General features: G+C 69.5%; 16 protein-coding genes. All 16 read right to left on the minus strand.

Annotated elements, in window-relative coordinates:
* Positions 1 to 68: 68 nt before the first annotated feature.
* Positions 69 to 587: an adenine phosphoribosyltransferase gene (locus tag ACQPWU_RS36530; protein WP_433429919.1), complete on the minus strand. Its 519-nt coding sequence runs from the start codon at positions 585 to 587 to the stop codon at positions 69 to 71.
* Between the two features lie 120 nt (positions 588 to 707).
* On the minus strand, positions 708 to 1,700 hold the full coding sequence (gene secF / locus ACQPWU_RS36535) for a protein translocase subunit SecF (RefSeq protein ID WP_433429920.1): 993 nt from the start codon (positions 1,698 to 1,700) through the stop codon (positions 708 to 710).
* 1 nt (position 1,701) lies between these two features.
* Positions 1,702 to 3,471, minus strand: coding sequence for a protein translocase subunit SecD (gene secD, locus ACQPWU_RS36540; RefSeq protein ID WP_433429921.1), 1,770 nt, complete (start codon positions 3,469 to 3,471; stop codon positions 1,702 to 1,704).
* Between the two features lie 91 nt (positions 3,472 to 3,562).
* On the minus strand, positions 3,563 to 3,946 hold the full coding sequence (gene yajC / locus ACQPWU_RS36545) for a preprotein translocase subunit YajC (RefSeq protein ID WP_433429922.1): 384 nt from the start codon (positions 3,944 to 3,946) through the stop codon (positions 3,563 to 3,565).
* 217 nt (positions 3,947 to 4,163) lie between these two features.
* A complete protein-coding gene (gene ruvB, locus ACQPWU_RS36550) occupies positions 4,164 to 5,195 on the minus strand; it encodes a Holliday junction branch migration DNA helicase RuvB (protein ID WP_433429923.1) in 1,032 nt (343 codons plus the stop codon).
* 540 nt (positions 5,196 to 5,735) lie between these two features.
* Positions 5,736 to 6,356, minus strand: coding sequence for a Holliday junction branch migration protein RuvA (gene ruvA, locus ACQPWU_RS36555; RefSeq protein ID WP_433429925.1), 621 nt, complete (start codon positions 6,354 to 6,356; stop codon positions 5,736 to 5,738).
* 190 nt (positions 6,357 to 6,546) lie between these two features.
* On the minus strand, positions 6,547 to 7,077 hold the full coding sequence (gene ruvC, locus ACQPWU_RS36560; RefSeq protein WP_433429927.1) for a crossover junction endodeoxyribonuclease RuvC: 531 nt from the start codon (positions 7,075 to 7,077) through the stop codon (positions 6,547 to 6,549).
* Between the two features lie 188 nt (positions 7,078 to 7,265).
* On the minus strand, positions 7,266 to 8,408 hold the full coding sequence (locus ACQPWU_RS36565) for a GNAT family N-acetyltransferase (protein WP_433429929.1): 1,143 nt from the start codon (positions 8,406 to 8,408) through the stop codon (positions 7,266 to 7,268).
* Positions 8,409 to 8,419: 11 nt separating this feature from the next.
* The gene (locus tag ACQPWU_RS36570) at positions 8,420 to 10,264 is read right to left on the minus strand and encodes a hypothetical protein (protein ID WP_433429930.1); all 1,845 of its coding nucleotides are present in this window, start codon (positions 10,262 to 10,264) and stop codon (positions 8,420 to 8,422) included.
* A gap of 183 nt (positions 10,265 to 10,447) precedes the next feature.
* A complete protein-coding gene (locus ACQPWU_RS36575) occupies positions 10,448 to 11,197 on the minus strand; it encodes a YebC/PmpR family DNA-binding transcriptional regulator (RefSeq protein ID WP_433429932.1) in 750 nt (249 codons plus the stop codon).
* Positions 11,198 to 11,200: 3 nt separating this feature from the next.
* Positions 11,201 to 11,779 carry a pyridoxal 5'-phosphate synthase glutaminase subunit PdxT gene (pdxT, locus tag ACQPWU_RS36580; protein ID WP_433429934.1) on the minus strand — a complete coding sequence of 193 codons (579 nt, stop codon included), beginning with the start codon at positions 11,777 to 11,779 and terminating at the stop codon, positions 11,201 to 11,203.
* A gap of 115 nt (positions 11,780 to 11,894) precedes the next feature.
* A complete protein-coding gene (locus ACQPWU_RS36585) occupies positions 11,895 to 13,070 on the minus strand; it encodes an MFS transporter (protein WP_433429935.1) in 1,176 nt (391 codons plus the stop codon).
* A 103-nt stretch (positions 13,071 to 13,173) separates the two neighbouring features.
* Positions 13,174 to 13,596: a MarR family winged helix-turn-helix transcriptional regulator gene (locus ACQPWU_RS36590; protein ID WP_433429937.1), complete on the minus strand. Its 423-nt coding sequence runs from the start codon at positions 13,594 to 13,596 to the stop codon at positions 13,174 to 13,176.
* Between the two features lie 124 nt (positions 13,597 to 13,720).
* Positions 13,721 to 15,370: an alkaline phosphatase D family protein gene (locus ACQPWU_RS36595; protein ID WP_433429939.1), complete on the minus strand. Its 1,650-nt coding sequence runs from the start codon at positions 15,368 to 15,370 to the stop codon at positions 13,721 to 13,723.
* Positions 15,371 to 15,637: 267 nt separating this feature from the next.
* Positions 15,638 to 16,552, minus strand: coding sequence for a pyridoxal 5'-phosphate synthase lyase subunit PdxS (pdxS, locus tag ACQPWU_RS36600; RefSeq protein WP_148436737.1), 915 nt, complete (start codon positions 16,550 to 16,552; stop codon positions 15,638 to 15,640).
* Between the two features lie 118 nt (positions 16,553 to 16,670).
* Positions 16,671 to 17,687 carry a DUF3048 domain-containing protein gene (locus ACQPWU_RS36605; protein WP_433429941.1) on the minus strand — a complete coding sequence of 339 codons (1,017 nt, stop codon included), beginning with the start codon at positions 17,685 to 17,687 and terminating at the stop codon, positions 16,671 to 16,673.
* Positions 17,688 to 17,730 lie beyond the last annotated feature (43 nt).

Below are 17,730 nucleotides of genomic sequence, written 5' to 3' on the forward strand. Positions count from 1 at the left end.
GCTCCTCACGTTCGAGTCCAGGTTCCCCAGTGTATCCAGGAGGCGAACCTGGACCGTCGCGGGCGGGCTCAGACGATCACGAGGGAGTGCAACTCCACTCCCGGCAGACGCTCACGTCCCTTGAGAAAGGCCAGCTCCATCAGCACGGCGATGCCGACGACCTCGGCTCCGGCCCTCTTCACCAGATCCACGGCCGCCTTCGCGGTGCCGCCCGTGGCCAGCACGTCGTCGACCACGAGAACGCGGTCGCCGGGCGCGAAGGCGTCACGGTGGACTTCGATGGTGGCGGAGCCGTACTCCAGATCGTAGGACTCTTCAAGAGTCGCGGCAGGTAGTTTTCCCTTCTTCCGCACGGGCACGAACCCCGCCGCCGCCCGGTACGCCACCGGGGCCGCGAGGATGAACCCGCGCGCCTCGATCCCGACGATCTTGTCCACCTGGCGGAGCCCGGCCAGCTCGTCCACCACGGCCGCCATGGCGACCGGGTCGGCCAGCAGCGGGGTGATGTCCTTGAACAGCACGCCCGGCTTGGGGTAGTCGGGCACGTCCCTGATCTTGTCCAGGATCATCGTGCTGAGCTCGGTCATGGCATTTCCTCGCAATTCTCCACCGGCGGTGTGCCGGGCTCCATGATGGTGCATTCCGCCCGCACAGAACGACGCCCCCGGCCCGTGAAGGCCGAGGGCGTCGTACGTGTGCGGCTCTGGTTACCCCTTGGCTACCGCTGTGCTTTTGGAGCCCTTCGACCCCTTACCACCTCCTGTGGAGGCGAGCCTCCTGGCGATGGCCTGGTACTTCGGCTCCCGCTCCTTCAGGGTCACCAGCAGCGGCGTGGCGACACACAGCGAGGAGTACGTGCCGACGATCATGCCGACGAACAGCGCCAGCGACAGGTCCTTCAGCGTGCCCGCGCCGAGCAGCGTGGTGCCGATAAACAGGATCGCCGCCACCGGCAGGATCGCGACCAGCGAGGTGTTCAGCGACCGGATCAGCGTGTGGTTGAGCGCGTTGTTGGCCGCCATCGAGTACGTCTGCTTCGACGTGTGGCCCAGCTTGGCCGTGACTTCCTTGATCATGTCGAACACGACGACCGCGTCGTAGAGCGAGTAACCGAGGATGGTCAGGAAGCCCAGCAGGGTCGCCGGCGTGACCTCGAAGCCCGACCAGGCGTAGATGCCGGCCGTGATGACGAGGTCGTGGATGAGCGCGACGATCGCCGACAAGGCCATCTTCGGCTCGAACGCCATCGACAGATACAGGATGATCGCCAGCATGAACACGCCCAGGCCGATCCAGGCCTTCTGGGAGACCTCACCGCCCCAGGACGCGCCGATCGACTGGACGCTGACCTGCCCGGCGGGGACGTTGAAGTCCTTGGCGAGCGCCCCCTGCACCTGGTTGAGGGCGCCCTCCTGGAGGGTCTCGGTGGTGACCCTCCAGCCGTCGCCGGCCGTCTGCACGATCGGCTGGTGCACGCCCTCCGCGAGGAACTCCTCGCGGACCTGCTCGATGGTGGCGGTCGGCGCCTTGAAGGAGAAGACCGTGCCGCCCCTGAACTCCACGCCCAGGTTGAGGCCGTTGATCAGCAGACCGGCCAGGGAGATGATCAGCAGGAAGCCGGACAGGCTGTACCACAACTTCCAGCGGCCGACGAAGTCGACGTTGATCTCGCCGCGATAGAGGCGACGCGCGAGTCCCATCTCAGGCCTCCTGCGGAGTGGTCGGGCGGCCGGACGAGCCGACCTCGCTCATGCGCTCGGCGTCGAGGCCGGACAGCGGATGCCCCTTGGCGAAGAACTTCAGCCTCGCCAGCACGGCGATGAACGGCTTCGTGAACAGGAACACCACCACGATGTCGATCAAGGTGGTCAGGCCCATCGCGAACGCGAACCCGGCCACACCGCCCACCGCCAGGAAGTACAGCACGATCGCGGCGATGAACATGACGGCGTCGGCGATCAGGATCGTGCGCCGGGCACGGACCCAGGCCACCTCGACGGCCGCGCGGAGCGACCGGCGGCCCTCCTTCATCTCGTCTCGTATTCGTTCGAAGTACACGATGAAGGAGTCGGCGGTGATGCCGATCGAGACCACGAGGCCGATGATGTGCGGCAGCGACAGCCGGAACCCGGCGTTGTGGCCGAGCACGACCACCGCCGTGTATGTCAGGATCGTGGCGACCACGAGGCTCAGCACCGCCACGATGCCGAGGCCCCGGTAGTAGAGCATCGAGTAGACGACCACGAGCGCGAGGCCGATGATGCCCGCGATCAGGCCGCCCTGGAGCTGGTCCTGGCCGAGGGTGGAGGAGACCGTGTCGATCGACTGCCGCTTGAACTTCAGCGGCAGCGCGCCGAACTTCAGCTGGTCGGCCAGCTGGGTGGCGCTGGTCTGGTTGAATCCGCCGGTGATCTCGGCCCGGCCGCCGGGGATCGGGCTGATGATGTTGGGGGCGGTGATGACGACGCCGTCGAGCACGACCGCGACCTTGTTACGCGGCTCCTGGGCGTTGTAGGCGGTCTGGGTGAGCTTGGCCCACTCGCCCGCGCCCTGGCTCTTGAAGTCGAGCTGGACGAGCCACTCGACGGTGCCCTGGCGGACGCCCGCCGAGGCCGAGGCGATGTCGGTGCCGACGACCTTGGCGACGTCGAGCACGTACTTGTAGCTGCCGTCGGCGTCGCAGGCGGCGAACTGCTTCTTCGGGTCGTCCTGGACGCCCTGGCCGCGGTTGGCCGGGTTGGCGCAGTCGAGCTTGTTGAACTGGGCCAGCACCGCGGGGTCGACGCCCTGGGTGTTGATGCCCTGGTCCTGCGCGGGCGGCGTGCTGGCCTGGGCGGTGGGGGACGCCGTCGGCGTGGCCTTGGCGTTCTGGCCCTTCTTCGGCTGCTTCTGGGGGTTCTCCGTCGCCGACGGCTGCGCGCTCGCCGAGGCGCTGGGCGCCTCCGCCGACGCGGTGGGGGTCGGCGCGGTCAGCGCGGACGACAGCGCCTTGCCCGTCGGGGACGTGCTGGGCTTGGGCGTAGTGGCCTGGGAGGTGCTGGACTTGCCGGACTTACCGGACTTCGGCGTGGCGGACGGGCTCGCCGAGCCCGACGGGGTCGGCGTCGGCGCGTTGGTGGCCAGGTCCTGCGGCACCTGGGTGGCCGCCATGGCGAGCACCTGGCGGAAGCGCATCTCCGCAGTGGTCGAGACCAGCTTGAGGGCCTCGCTCTGTCCGACGCCCGGGATCGAGATGATGATGTTGCTGCCGGACTTGGCGACCTCCGCGTCGGAGATGCCGTTGCCGTTGACTCGGTCGCGGATGATGCTGACCGCTCGGTCGAGGATCTCCTCCGGCGGTGCCGCGTTGTTGAGAGTCACGGGGGACAGAGTCATCGTCGTGCCGCCGGCGAGGTCGAGTCCCAGCTTCGGCGTGAACGCCTTCTGCAGGAACATCGTCCCGCCCAGGGCGAGGATGAGCGCCAGCAACACCAGGAGCGTACGCCCCGGTCGGCTGTGGCGGCTGGTCGGTCGGGCCACTGGTCGTCAGTTCTTTCGGGTAGAGGTTTGTGGCAGAGCTTAGTCAGGACTGCTTCGTGCTGGAGTCCTGACCGCCTTCGCGCTCCGCGGTGGCTTCGGACTCGTTCTTGCCCTCCTCGCCGGTCTCGGCCTCGTCACCTGCGGACTCGTCGGCCGCGGGACCGTCCCCGGGCGTGACGACGCGGCCGATCGCGGCCTTGACCCAGCGGGTCTCGATCCCTGGCGCCACCTCGAGGACCACGTCCTCATTCTCCACCGCGACCACGGTGCCGAACAGACCGGTCGTGGTCATGACCCGGGCGCCGGGCGTCAAGGAGTTCTGCATCTGGGCCGCCTCTTGCTGGCGCTTGCGCTGAGGGCGGATCAGCAGGAAGTAGAACACCACCACCAGAAGAATCAGCGGCAGGATGCTTCCGAGTTGTCCCATGTCCATAAGGGGCGACCTTCCATAGTCGTACAAGAAGTTGACACCGGCCTCGCGCCGGAAATTCCGTGCGTTGCGTCGGGCCGCGCCGCTCAGCCCGTCAGCCTACACAGCCAGCCAAGCCACGGAGTGTAGGCGCTTGTTGCGAAACGCGGCAACGAGGCAGCGTTTCGGCGCGCGGGGAAGTTCCCAATTTGAAACGGTTGCAACCGTTCTGTGATCAGTCGAAAAGGGATGCTCCGAACGCGTCGGGGGGTGGGGTCATGCCGAGATGGCTCCAGGCGGCGGCGGTCGCGACCCGGCCGCGCGGGGTCCTGGCCAGCAGTCCCTGGCGTACGAGGAAGGGCTCGGCCACCACTTCGACGGTCTCCGGCTCCTCCCCCACGGCGACGGCGAGCGTGGACAGCCCGACCGGGCCGCCGCCGAACTTCTTCAGCAGCACGCCCAGAACCGCCCGGTCGAGCCGGTCGAGCCCTTCGGCGTCGACCTCGTACAGGTTGAGCGCCGCCGAGGCGATTTCCCGATTTATCACCCCATCGGCCCTTACGTCCGCAAAATCCCGCACCCGCCTGAGCAGCCGATTCGCGATTCGAGGCGTCCCCCTGGACCGCTTGGCGATTTCACGCGCGCCGTCCTCCGGCAGCCCGACGCCGAGCAGCTTGGCCGACCGGTAAAGCACCTGCTCGAGCTCGCCGACCTCGTAGAAATCCATGTGCGCGGTGAACCCGAACCGGTCGCGCAACGGCGCGGGCAGCAGCCCGGCGCGGGTGGTGGCGCCGACGAGCGTGAACGGCGCGATGTCCAGCGGGATCGCCGTGGCACCCGGTCCCTTGCCGACGACGATGTCGACCCTGAAGTCCTCCATGGCGAGATAGAGCATCTCTTCGGCGGGCCTGGCCATCCGGTGGATCTCGTCGATGAACAGCACCTCGCCCTCGGCGAGCGTGGAGAGGATGGCGGCGAGATCCCCGGCCCTCTCGAGCGCGGGCCCGGAGGTGATCCTGAGCGGGGCGTTGAGCTCCGCGGCAATGATCATGGCCAACGTGGTCTTACCCAGCCCCGGCGACCCGTTCATCAGCACGTGATCGGGTGGCCGCTGCCGGCGCAACGCACTCTCGAGCACGAGGGAGAGCTGCTCACGCACGCGACTCTGGCCGATGAACTCGCTCAGCCGCTTGGGCCTGAGCGCCGCCTCGATCTGCAGCTCATCGCCCCCGGCATCGGGCGAGACGAGCTCCCGCTCAAACTCCACGCCCCCACCTCCTCCAGGCAACTCCCCCACCGGCACCCCACGGCCCGACCACGGCACCCCTCACCACGCCACGGCGACGAGACGCCGCGCCACGGGACTCGGCGCAATGCGGGCGGCGACCAGGCACAGGGGCGCAGGAACACCGCAGCACCGCCACCACACCCGCGCCGCGTCGGCGGGATGTCGTGCGGCGGGGCCCGGCGCAATGCGAACGGCGCCGAGCCGGGGCACGGTGACAGTCCAACGTCTCGCTCGTAACGGCGGGCAGCCCGTGAGCCTTCACGACCGGCCATGACAGACGGAAACCAGCGTCGGCGCGTGCGGTTACGCTAGCCCTGCCGTAACGGATGAACGCGGGAAGAGCGTCGGCGCGTGCGGTTACGCTGGCCCCGCCGTAACGGATGAACGCGGGAAGAGCGTCGGCGCGTGCGGTTACGCTGGCCCCGCCGTAACGGATGAACGCGGGAAGAGCGTCGGCGCCGGCCCCGCCGTAACGGATGAACGCGAGAAGAGCGGCCCCACCGGGAGAAAAAGGGGCGGTCATCGGAGACTCAGGAATTGAAGCGCGGCCTTCAGGAGTGCGGCGACCTGCGGCTGACGCCCCGCGGCGAGGTCGGCGTCGGCGCGCGGCTCCACCGTGGCGACGGCCTCGTCGGCGTCCTTGCTGGAGTAGCCCAGCCCCACCAGCCCCGAGTGGACCTGATCGCGCCATGCCGCCGCCCGCCGCTCCCCGTTGAGCGCGGCGTTGACGGCCTCCTCGGGGGTGCCGAGCCGGTCCTTCAGCTCCAGCACGATCCGTTGCGCCCCCTTCTGCCCGATCCCCGGCACCTGTGTGAGCGCCTTGAGGTCGGCGCTGGCCATGGCGACGCGCAGCGCGTTGGGCGTGTGCACGGCGAGCATCGCCAGCGCCAGCTTGGGCCCGACCCCGCTGGCCATCTGCAGGAGCTCGAACACGGCCCGCTCGTCGTCGCTGGCGAACCCGTAGAGGGTGAGCGACTCCTCCCGCACCACCAGCGACGTGGCCAGGCGCGCTTCATCGCCGATCCGCAGCGTGGCGAGCGTGCCGGGTGTGCAGTGGGTGAGGATGCCGATGCCGCCCACCTCGATCACGGCTCCGTCGGGAGCGATAGCCGTCACCTTTCCCGACACTGACGCGATCACAGCCCACCATCCTTCCACGCCGCCACGGCCGACGCGCCACCGACAACGCTCACAGCCTGACATCCTCCCGCACGACCACGTACGACACGCCGTGGGTGGCGCTCGGCGACGTGCCTCCCTTGCACCCGGGACCCGCGTTGCGCCTCGTCCCCCGCCTGTGGCTGGAACACATGACGGCGCAGGCAGGGGATCACGGCCTCGGGTCCTTCCGCGTGGCCCGGGCGAGGGCCTCCGCGAGGCGGTGCTGGGCGCCGCCGCGCCAGACGTGGCAGATGGCCAGGGCGAGGGCGTCGGCGGCGTCGGCGGGCTTGGGCATCTCCGTGAGGCGCAGCAGCCGCGTGACCATGGCGCCGATCTGCTTCTTGTCGGCCGTGCCGCTGCCGGTGATGGCCGCCTTGACCTCGGACGGCGTGTGCAGCGCCACCGGCAGCCCGCGCCTGGCCGCGCACAGGACGGCGATCCCGGCGGCTTGGGCGGTGCCCATGACGGTGCGTACGTTGTGCTGGCTGAAAACGCGCTCGACCGCCACCGCGTCGGGCCGTACGTCGTCGAGCCACTGCTCGATCCCGGCCTCGATGCCGACGAGCCGGGTGCCGAGCTCTTCGTCGGCTCCGGTGCGGACCACCCCGACGGCCACCAGCCGCAGCGGCGCGCCTGGACGCCCTTCCACGGCGCCCAGGCCGCACCGGGTCAGCCCCGGATCGACGCCCATCACCCGCACCGGTCCATCCTTCCCGCGCTGCCGAACACCTGTTCGGCACGAGACTCTACCCCGGCAGAGGTGCCCACGCACCGAGAATCGCCCGTACGCCAGGGGAATCGCCCGCGCGCCACGCCCGGCCGTCGCACGCCGGATCAGCGCGCGGGGATCAACACGCAGCGATCAACACACGAGATCAGCGCGCCGGATCAGAAGTAGTCCAGCATGTACGGCTTGGCGGCGAAGGCCGTGTCGAGGGCCTCGTCGTACCGTTCGTCGCCCGACATGAGCCCGCACATCCGCAGCGTGGCCGTCGGAACCCCGGCATACAGCGCCGAGAACCCGTTCGCGCTGAACACGACCCCAGGCTCAGAGACCGCGGTGGCCGCGCAGGACCCGCCCGCGAACTCCAGCCGCCACGTCCCCCCACCGGCCAGCGGATCGTCCACGGTGACCACGGCGTCGCAGGCGACGTAGGCCGGATAGCCACGGCGCTCGACCGCGGCGGCCACGTTCAGCACCCTGAACATCCACCGCGCCTGCTTCACCTCCTCCTTGGACCGCTCGCGCAGCAGCCACAGCACCGGATCGTCCGGGGCCACGGAGGCGACGACGTTGTGCGCGATCGAGGAGGCGCTGCCCACCAGGGACCACAGGGCCCTGGTGGTCTCGCCGGAGACGGCGACGAGGTTCTCGACCTGGAGGTCGTCGCCGCGCCACCGGTAGATGACGAAGCCGTCCTCGGCGAGGTAGAGGAAGTCGTCCTCGTTCTCGAGCCACAGGCTCCAGGTGTGTTCGTCCCAGGAGATGGGCCCGCTCGAGCGGGCGCCGGCGTGGACGCGATGGAGCACGGAGACGAGCTCGGCGGCGTCGCCCGGGCCCATCCTGCGCAGCTTGACCTGCCCGGACGGTCTGATCTGGCGCAGCGACTCGGCGGGGAGCGTCACGTTGTGCTGGGCTCCGGCGTGCTCGTAGCCGATCGAGCGGTAGATGGGCGTGGTCGCCGGGTAGAGGGCGGAGACCGCGTCGCCGAGCGCGGCGGCCCGTTCGACGACGGCCCGCATGAGCCGGGTGCCGAGGCCGCGGCCGCGGTCCTCGGGGTTGAGGGTGACCCCCGCGATGCCCGCCATCGGCTGCGGCTTGCCGTGCCACCACTGCGTGAACTGGCGCAGCCGGGCGGCGCCGGCGAGCCTGGAGCCGTCGAACGCCCCCAGGTAGCGGCCCTCGCCGAGCGCCGGGAGCACCAACCGGCGCCACTTCTCGACATCGCCCGAGGGGAGCGGACCGAACGAGCGCTTGCGAACGTCGAGGACGTCGTCCAGGTCCTCAGGAGTCAGGTCACGAATATCCACGAGGACCCAACTTATGCAGCAGGGGTACGCGGTCGCGAACCATTTGTCGTGATGGTGAGTCTGTCGAGGTAGAGCAGCTGGGCGGCCACGATCGCGATCAGCGCGACGGCGACGACGAGGAGCGGCGTGGCGGCGCCGACGTCCGGCGTGCGGACGGAGAAGCTGCCGAGCTGGAACACCTGCGCGACCGGCGAGGTGAACAGTGTGGGCTTCTGGGCGACCAGCAGCGGCCAGAAGAGGTCCTGGGCGTTCACCAGGGCGACGGCCCCCGCGAGAATGCCCGCCATGGGGAGCGACGGCAGGAAGACCCCGCTGAAGAAGTCCTGGTCGGAGCGCTCCGCCAGCCCCTTGCAGAGCAAGGTGAGCACCAGCAGGGCGGGGACGCTGATCAGGAGAGGCGGGAAGAGGGCCGGGAAGGAGTCGATGAGGCCCATGTTGCGCATGGTCTGCCAGTTCGCGACGCCGAGCGGGCCAGGCCCGACGAACAGCCACGGCGCGAACACCAGCAGCAGCCACTCGCTCCCGCGCCCGAGCGGGCGCAGCCCGCCGATGCCGAGCGCGGCCAGGTAGGCGACGCCGACGGAGATGATCGCTCCGCCGGCCGCGGGCACCCAGGTGTTCACCTGGGTGCGCAGGGCGCCCGCCTCGGTGCCGGGCGAGGCGAGCACGCCGTCGATCCACGGCCAGGCGAGCACCAGGGCGACGGCCACGAAGACGACCAGCGCCGTCACCCCGATGGCCACGCCGGCGATGCGGGGCCTGCGATCGGCGGGCGCCTCCCCCGCGCCTTCCGGCGTCACCGGTGTGACCCGCGGGGTCAGCGTGATCCTCAGCCGGGAGGCCGCCACGATGATGGTCGCGACGATGCCCAGCACGCCGAGGATCACCCCTGTGAGGGTCGCAACGGACGCGCCAGGGCCGAACTGGGCCAGCCTGAAGGCAAGGTCGTACTGGAGACCCGCGAGCGTCTCTGTGGAGCGCTCAGGGCCGCCCTTGGTGAGCACCAGCCCCATCGAGAACGCCTGGAGCCCGACGGCGAGCATGGCGATCGCGAGCAGCACCCCCACGACGAGCATCGCACGCGCCGCGCCACCACCGCCGGGCCCACCGGCGCCAGGGGGAGGTGTGCCGCCGCCAGGAACGGCCCCACCGGACGGGACGGTCCCGTAAGGGACGGAGCCGTAGGGCTGGGCGGGGCCGGACGGGGCGGCACCGTATGAGCGGGCGGTGCTGGGCGCGACGGCGCCGTACGGGACAGGAGCGCCGGGCTCGACGGAGCCGGACGGGACGGCGGACGAGACGGACCCGGCGCGCAGGGCGGGCAGGAACGCCATGACCGCCAGCGAGCACACCACCCCGAACGTGGCGGCCGCGACGATCAGACGGAGCGTTCCAGGGGCGGTTCCCGGCTCACGCAGCCCTTCGACCAGGCCTGTCAGGCCCGGCGCGTCTGGCATGAGCCCGCGCATCCAGGCCGCCGCCACCCCCACCGGCGAGAACGTGACGACGGCCAGCGACAGCGCGATCCGCCCGGCCCGCCTCGGCCACGTGCCCGCCCGGTCGAGCGCCAGCGCCAGCAGCGGCGCCACCACCACGGCCACCAGCAACGGCACCACGGCCAGCGACAACGTGAACCACAACGCCCGCCAGACCTCGCCCGTGCTGAGCAGCTTGTAGTAGTTGTCCATCCCCACGAAGTGACTCTCCGTCAGGACGCCGCCGCGCTGGAGGCTGAGCCAGATCGTCTGGACGGTCGGCAGCACGAGCGAGATGAGGGTGCCGAACAGCGCCGGCACGGCCAGCAGCCAGCCCAGCGCTCGAGAAGGTGCCTGTGCAGGGGTGGTGGGGGAAGTCACGTCGCCCGACCTTACGCTGACCGGGCCCCTTCGCGCACCCGAAGAGCGCACCGGAGCCGCCCGGATCCCGGCGGCTTCCTGCCGACCGACCTCGGCGGAAGCTTCCGTGCGAGGAGCCCGTGAAGCGCCGCGCGCAAGAGTAAGGGCCCGGCATCGAGCCGAGCCCCCCGCGAACCGGCCGCGCTAGTCCAGCGCCGCCAGCACGTCGTCCGAGACGTCGAAGTTGGCGAAGACGTTCTGCACGTCGTCGCTGTCCTCCAGCGCGTCGATGAGGCGGAACACCTTCTTGGCGCCCTCCTCGTCCAGCGGCACGCTCATCGTCGGCAGGAAGCTCGACTCCGCCGAGTCGTAGTCGATCCCCGCCTCCTGCAGCGCCTTGCGCACCGGCACCAGGTCACCGGCCTCGGAGACGACCTCGAACGAGTCGCCCAGGTCGTTGACCTCCTCGGCGCCGGCGTCGAGCACGGCCATCAGCACGGAGTCCTCGTCGAGCCCGTTCTTGGGGACGATCACGACGCCCTTGCGGTTGAACATGTAGGAGACCGAGCCCGGGTCGGCCAGCGAGCCGCCGTTGCGGGTCAGCGCCACGCGGACCTCGGAGGCGGCGCGGTTGCGGTTGTCGGTGAGGCACTCGATGAGCACCGCGACGCCGCCGGGCGCGTAGCCCTCGTACATGATCGTCTGCCAGTCGGCGCCGCCGGCCTCGAGGCCGCCGCCGCGCTTGCGGGCGCGCTCGATGTTGTCGTTGGGCACGGAGTTCTTCTTCGCCTTGAAGATGGCGTCGAAGAGGGTGGGGTTGGCGTCCGCGTCAGGGCCACCGGTCCGTGCCGCGACCTCGATGTTCTTGATGAGCTTCGCGAACAGCTTGCCGCGCTTGGCGTCGAGCGCGGCCTTCTTGTGCTTCGTCGTCGCCCATTTGGAGTGGCCGGACATTACCTAGAGCTCCCTCACCATGTCTACGAAGTAACGGTGCACGCGCGTGTCCCCGGTCAGCTCGGGGTGGAACGACGTCGCGAGCAGCGGCCCTTGACGGACTGCGACGATCCTATCTCCAGGCTCGCACCTGCCCAGCACTTCGACGTCGTCCCCGACGGAATCGACCCAGGGGGCGCGGATGAACACCGCGTGCACCTGCTCCCCCGCGAAGTCCAGGTCGGACTCGAACGAGTCGACCTGGCGGCCGAACGCGTTGCGCCTGACCACCATGTCGATGCCGCCGATGGTCTGCTGGCCGGCCATGCCGTCCTCGATCCTGTCCGCCAGCATGATCATGCCGGCGCAGGAGCCGTAGGCGGGCATGCCTTCCTTGACCCGCATCCGCAGCGGCTGCAGCATGTCGAAGGTCTCGGCGAGCTTCCACATGGTGGTCGACTCCCCGCCGGGGATGACCAGGCCGTCGACCGCGTCCAGCTCGGCCGGCCTGCGCACGGCGGTCGCCGAGGCGCCTGCCTCCTGAAGCATGCGCACATGCTCGCGCACGTCTCCTTGGAGAGCGAGTACACCGATCGTGGGCACAGCCGATCCTTCCGTCTGGGTGCGGGTTCAGACAATTCAACACCAGGATGGCCTGGGATCTTCCTATTGGGCCATCTTCAGGCGACCGGCGTGCCGTTCGGAGGGGCCGGCGATCTCAGTACGTGGGGACCGTTGCGGCGTCGTGCACCGTGTGGTCCTCGTCGACCGTGGACAGTACGCGCAGGTGGTGGCGCCTGGCGTAGAGGATGGCCATGCCGACGAGGCAGCAGACGGCGCCGAGCACGTACGGGACGGCGACGCCGATCTCCTCGCCCAGTTTGGTGGCGATGAAGGGGGCCAGCGCGCCGCCCATCCAGCGCACGAAGTTGTAGCCGGCGGAGGCGACCGGCCTGGGCGCGTCGGAGACCTCCATGGCCGACTCCGTGAAGACGGTGTTGTTCAGGCCGATGGGGATGCCGGACAGGACGGTGAACACGATGATCCCGGTATGTCCCGACAGCGCGATGCCGATCTGGAACACGGCGAGCAGCGCCAGCGCCAGGTGGAGCACGTTCACCGAGCCGATCTTGCGCTGCAGCGGCGGCGCGGCGAACACCGAGGACAGCGCCACACAGACGCCCCAGCCGAAGAAGACCGCGCCGATGCCGTAGGGGGACATGTTCAGAATGAACGGGGTGAAGGCCAGCACCGTGAAGAACGCGAAGTTGTAGAAGAGCGCGGTGAAGGCCGTGGTGGACAGACCGCCGTGGGCGAGCGCCCTGATGGGAGCGCCGAGGCTGGTCTTGGCCGCCGGCTTGGGTGGCGCCTTGAGCAGGGTGACGATCAGTACGAAGCCGACGGCCATGAGGGTGGCGGTGCCGAAGAACGGGGCCCGCCAGTTCCAGTCGCCGAGCAGGGCGCCCACCAGGGGACCGGCGGAGATGCCCAGGCCGAGCGCGGCCTCGTACAAGATGATGGCCGACTCCGCGCCGCCGCTGGCCGCACCCACGATGACCGCCAGCGCGGTGGCCACGAACAGCGCGTTCCCGAGGCCCCAGCCCGCGCGGAAGCCGACGAGCTCGGCCACGCTGGTGGAGGTTCCGGCGAGCGCGGCGAACAGGATCACCAGCGTCAGCCCGGCCAGCAGCGTCCGCTTGCCGCCGATGCGGCTGGAGACCCAGCCGGTGATCAGCATGGCCACCGCCGTCACCAGGAAGTAGCTGGTGAACAGCAGCGAGACCTGGCTGGGCGTGGCCTTCAGACCTTGGGCGATGGAGGGGAGGATGGGGTCGACGAGACCGATGCCCATGAAGGCCACGACCGCCGCGAACGCGGTGGCCCAGACGGACATGGGCTGGCGAAGGATTCCGCCACCGGATTGCATGGTGCTCCTTTGCTGCGAGCTTTGTCGCTTGACGGGCCCTGTCGCATGACGGGCTTCGGCTGGAGGCGCCTCAGGAGCGGCCGAGCTTCGCCAGGACGGGGAGGGCCGCCGCCAGCGCGGTCCGCTCGTCTTCGGTGAGAGCGGACAACTCCTGGGTGAGGTACGCGACCCTGGCCTGACGGACGGCGAGCAGCCGTTCGCGTCCCTCGCCGGTCAGCTCGACGGTCCTGACCCGCGCATCCGCAGGATCGGACCCCCGCGCCACCAGCCCCGCGTCCTCCAGCCGGTTGATCTGCACGGTCATGGTGGGGAGCTGCACGCCATGCTCTTCGGCCAGCGCGGTCATCCGGCGCGGCCCATGCTCGAGCGAGCCCAGAACGCCGTACTGCTGACTGGTGATGGGCTGGCCGGCGACTGTGCGCCTGAGCAGGAAAACCACGTGCCGCAGCACGCTGGACGTCTGCTCGGCCAGACGGGTGGGATCGTCCCTCATGCTTAGCCCAACTAACTTAGCCTGGCTAATATTCCGGCCTGCCGGGGCCACTGTGCCGGGGGCTTCCCGTTCCAGGAGCCGGATCCGGCGCCGGCTCCTGGAACGGGTTCGAGGGCGGAGCCCGTTACGGGCGTTCCGTCTCCAGGCGGACCGTTTCCTCCACCGTCATCTGCTGCGCGACGCGCAGCGTCGGGTCCAGCGGCCGCAGGTACGTCTGCTGCACCCCGGGAACCCGGTCTTCCACGACGAACGTGGCGCGCGTGTAAGCCTCGGCACCGGGCGCCTGCACCCGCGGCACCACCTTGAAGTCCGACGTCAAGAGCTCTCGGTCGATCTTGGTCAGCACGTAACCGCGCTGGTTGTTGTAGAACTTCAGATGCGGGTTGATCGCCAGGAACGGATGCGTCGCCGGGTCCGAGTCGGCGCCGTCGCCGCCGGTCGAGATCGAGCTCGCCACCAGCTCGGACCCCACCGAGGGCCCGGTCGGGTCGTCGTAGTCCAGCTTGAGGTCGCTGGCCCAGTGCGCGTGCACGTCGCCGGTCAGCACCACCGCGTTGCGCACCTTGGCGTCCACCCAGCCCTGCGTGATGCGCTGGCGGGAGGCCACGTAGCCGTCCCAGGCGTCCATGCTGGTGACCTTGGCGGGCCCGGCGTTGTTGTCACGCTGGGCGAAGAACACCTGCTGGCCGATGATGTCCCACTGCGCCCGCGACTTGTGGAAGCCGTCCACCAGCCACGCCTCCTGCTCCGACCCCGTGATGGAGCGCGCCGGGTCCACGGCGGCCGGGCAGTCGCGGTAGCCGTCGCCGCAGCCCTGGTCGTCGCGGTACTGCCGGGTGTCGAGCATGTGGAACGTGGCCAGGCGCCCCCACCGGATGCGCCGGTAGAGCTGCATGTCGATGCCGCGAGGGATGGAGGTGCGGCGCAGCGGCATGTTCTCGGAGTAGGCGCGGAAGGCGGCCTCGCGCCTGGACAGGAAGTTCGGCTGGGGGACCTCGGGCTTCTCGGGGATCTCGTCGGCCCAGTTGTTGTCGACCTCGTGGTCGTCCCACACCACCAGCCACGGCGCGGCGGCGTGCGCGGCCTGGAGGTCGGGGTCGGCCTTGTACTGGGCGTGGCGCTGGCGGTAGTTGGCCAGGGTCTCCGTCTCGGGGCCCTCGTGGTCGCGGACGTTGCCGCCGGGGATGGTGTAGGTGTCCTTGGTGTACTCGTACTGATAGTCGCCCAGGTGCAGGACGAGGTCCGGGTGATCTTCGGCGAGCCGGCGGTACGAGGTGAAGAAGCCGTGCTCGTACTGGGCGCACGAGACGAACGCCATGGCCAGCGGGCTGCCGTACGAGAGAGGGTGCGGGGTGGTACGGGCGCGCCCGACCGGCGAGACGTACTTGCCGACGCGGAAGCGGTACCAGTAGTCCCGGTCGGAGCTCAGCCGGTCGACCTCGACGTGCACGCTGTGGCCCCACTCGGGAGTGGCCACGCTGATGCCGGAACGGACGACGCGGCGGCAGTGCTCGTCGGCGTACACCTGCCACTGCACCGTGAACGGCCGCTGCGGCATGCCGCCGAACCCGTCCTCGGCCAGCGGCTGCTGGGCGAGCCTGGTCCACAGCACGAAGCCCTCGTGGTCCGGGTCTCCTGAGGCGACGCCCAGCGTGAAGGGGTCGGCGCTCAGTTCACGGGAGACCGTGGCTTGCGCGGCGGTGGCGGGGATGGTGACGGCGGCACCTGCCGCTAACCCCGTGACGAGGAACTGCCGGCGGTTCAGCTTGGACACGATGACGCTCCTGTGACGGTCGAGGGTGAGGGGGACGCCAGGTAGCCTTACTGACGATCATGACCAAGGAGTGAACATCACACAACACGAAAAAGGCGACATCCTTCGCGGATGTCGCCTCTTCCGGCAATTTTCACCGTCGCGTTGTGGTGCACCCTGCCTGCCTTACGGCAGGCCATCACCTACCTGCAGTGAGCCGCGGGACGCGCCCCACCGCATGTGATCATGCCACGTGGAAAGGCCAGGTGACCTGCAACGACGCGCCGATTACCAGCCGCGCTCGGCAAGACGGTGCGGCTGCGGGATCTCGTCGACGTTGATGCCGACCATGGCCTCGCCCAGGCCGCGCGAGACCTTGGCGATGACGTCGGGGTCGTCGTAGAAGGTGGTGGCCTTGACGATGGCCGCGGCGCGCTTGGCCGGGTCGCCCGACTTGAAGATGCCCGAGCCCACGAACACGCCCTCGGCCCCGAGCTGCATCATCATCGCCGCGTCGGCCGGGGTGGCGATGCCGCCCGCGGTGAACAGCACGACCGGCAGCTTGCCGGTCTTGGCCACCTCGACGACCAGCTCGTACGGGGCCTGCAGCTCCTTGGCCGCGACGTACAGCTCGTCCTCGGGCAGCGAGGTGAGGCGCTTGATCTCGGCGCGGATCGTGCGCATGTGGGTGACGGCGTTGGAGACGTCGCCGGTGCCGGCCTCACCCTTGGAGCGGATCATCGCCGCGCCCTCGGTGATGCGGCGCATGGCCTCACCCAGGTTGGTGGCCCCGCACACGAACGGCACGGTGAACTGCCACTTGTCGATGTGGTTGGCGTAGTCGGCGGGGGTCAGCACCTCCGACTCGTCCACGTAGTCGACGCCGAGCGCCTGCAGCACCCTGGCCTCGACGAAGTGGCCGATGCGGGCCTTGGCCATCACGGGGATCGACACGGCGCTGATGATGCCGTCGATCATGTCGGGGTCGCTCATCCGGGAAACGCCGCCCTGGGCACGGATGTCGGCGGGCACGCGCTCGAGGGCCATCACGGCGACCGCGCCGGCGTCCTCAGCGATCTTGGCCTGCTCGGGGGTGACGACGTCCATGATGACGCCGCCCTTGAGCATCTCGGCCATGCCGCGCTTGACACGGGCGGTTCCGGTGACGGGGGTGCTTTCAGGCGTGCTGGTGGACACGGTCATCCTCACGGCTCTCACGGCTGGTCGGTAAGTTATCAACCCCATGGTAGGTCCTGAAGGACCCCTTCCCCGACATGCCAAGATGTCAGGATTTATCGCCATACTTGGACAGATCGGCGGGCTAGGGGATGACGGGTTTCCGGCTGGCGAGCGCGATCCAGACCTGGCCGGGGGCGAAGTTCATCGGCTCGCCGCTCTCGGTGGTGAACGTCGTACCGACGTCTTCTGATTCCCGCTCCCAGTTCGCGTTGTACGCCTTGCCGTCGCGCAGCACGATCGCCTTGCCCTTGCCCACGGTGTGCACGAGCGGCGTGTAGCTCTGGTTCTTGTCGTGGAACTCCGAGCGTTCCGTCTTGGTGTACTGCACGACGATCGTGGGCGCGCCGAGTTGGCCGCCCTCCGCCGCCATGTCCTTCTTGCCGTCCTGCCAGATCAGCCACTGCTCCTTCGCCGCCGACCAGGCGAAGGTGAAGCGCGCCCCCGGCCACTTGACCGTGTACGACTTCTTGTCCACGCCGCCCTCGGCCGGGGCGTCGCCGAAGGTGAGGCCGATGTCCTTGGCCTTGCTCGCCTTGGGCGCCTTGGCGAGGAGCTGCTTGGTGTTGGCGAACAGGTTGTAGGGGGCGAAGCGGCCGGGCTGGCGGAAGAACGCGCCCGGATTACGCGTGTCACCCACGTCGAACAGCGACGCCTTGGCCACGAACGGCAGCATCTTGGTCTGCACGCCCGAGTAGGCGAAGGCCGGCTTGCCGAACTGCGGGGTGATGTGCAGGTCGGAGATGCGGGCGCTGCGGACCGGGCCCACCTTGGGAGGCACCTTGGAGGAGAAGATCGCCATGAGCCTGGTCAGACCCGCTTCGACCTGCTCGACGTAGACGATGTCCGCGCTCTTCAGCCCGAGCTGCGGCTTGCCGGCCGCGGTGTTCTCGATCTTCACCGCGAGCACCGGCTTCAGCTCGTCGTACGGCTTGCCGGTGAACGGGTGCCCCTTGACCGGCTCCGTGGGCTCCTCGCTGGGCGCGGCCGTGGCGGCCTGGGGCGCCTTGCCCGGGGCGGGCTCATCCGAGGAACAGGCCGCTACGGGCAGCAGCACGGCCGCGCCGGCCAGTGTGACCGTGATCATCCGGGGTAGCCGCACGTGTAATACTCCTCGCTTCAGCCCAGAAAACGGGATGAAGCTT

It is taken from the genome of Nonomuraea sp. CA-141351 (assembly GCF_050944675.1).
In the GTDB taxonomy this organism is placed as follows: Bacteria; Actinomycetota; Actinomycetes; order Streptosporangiales; family Streptosporangiaceae; genus Nonomuraea.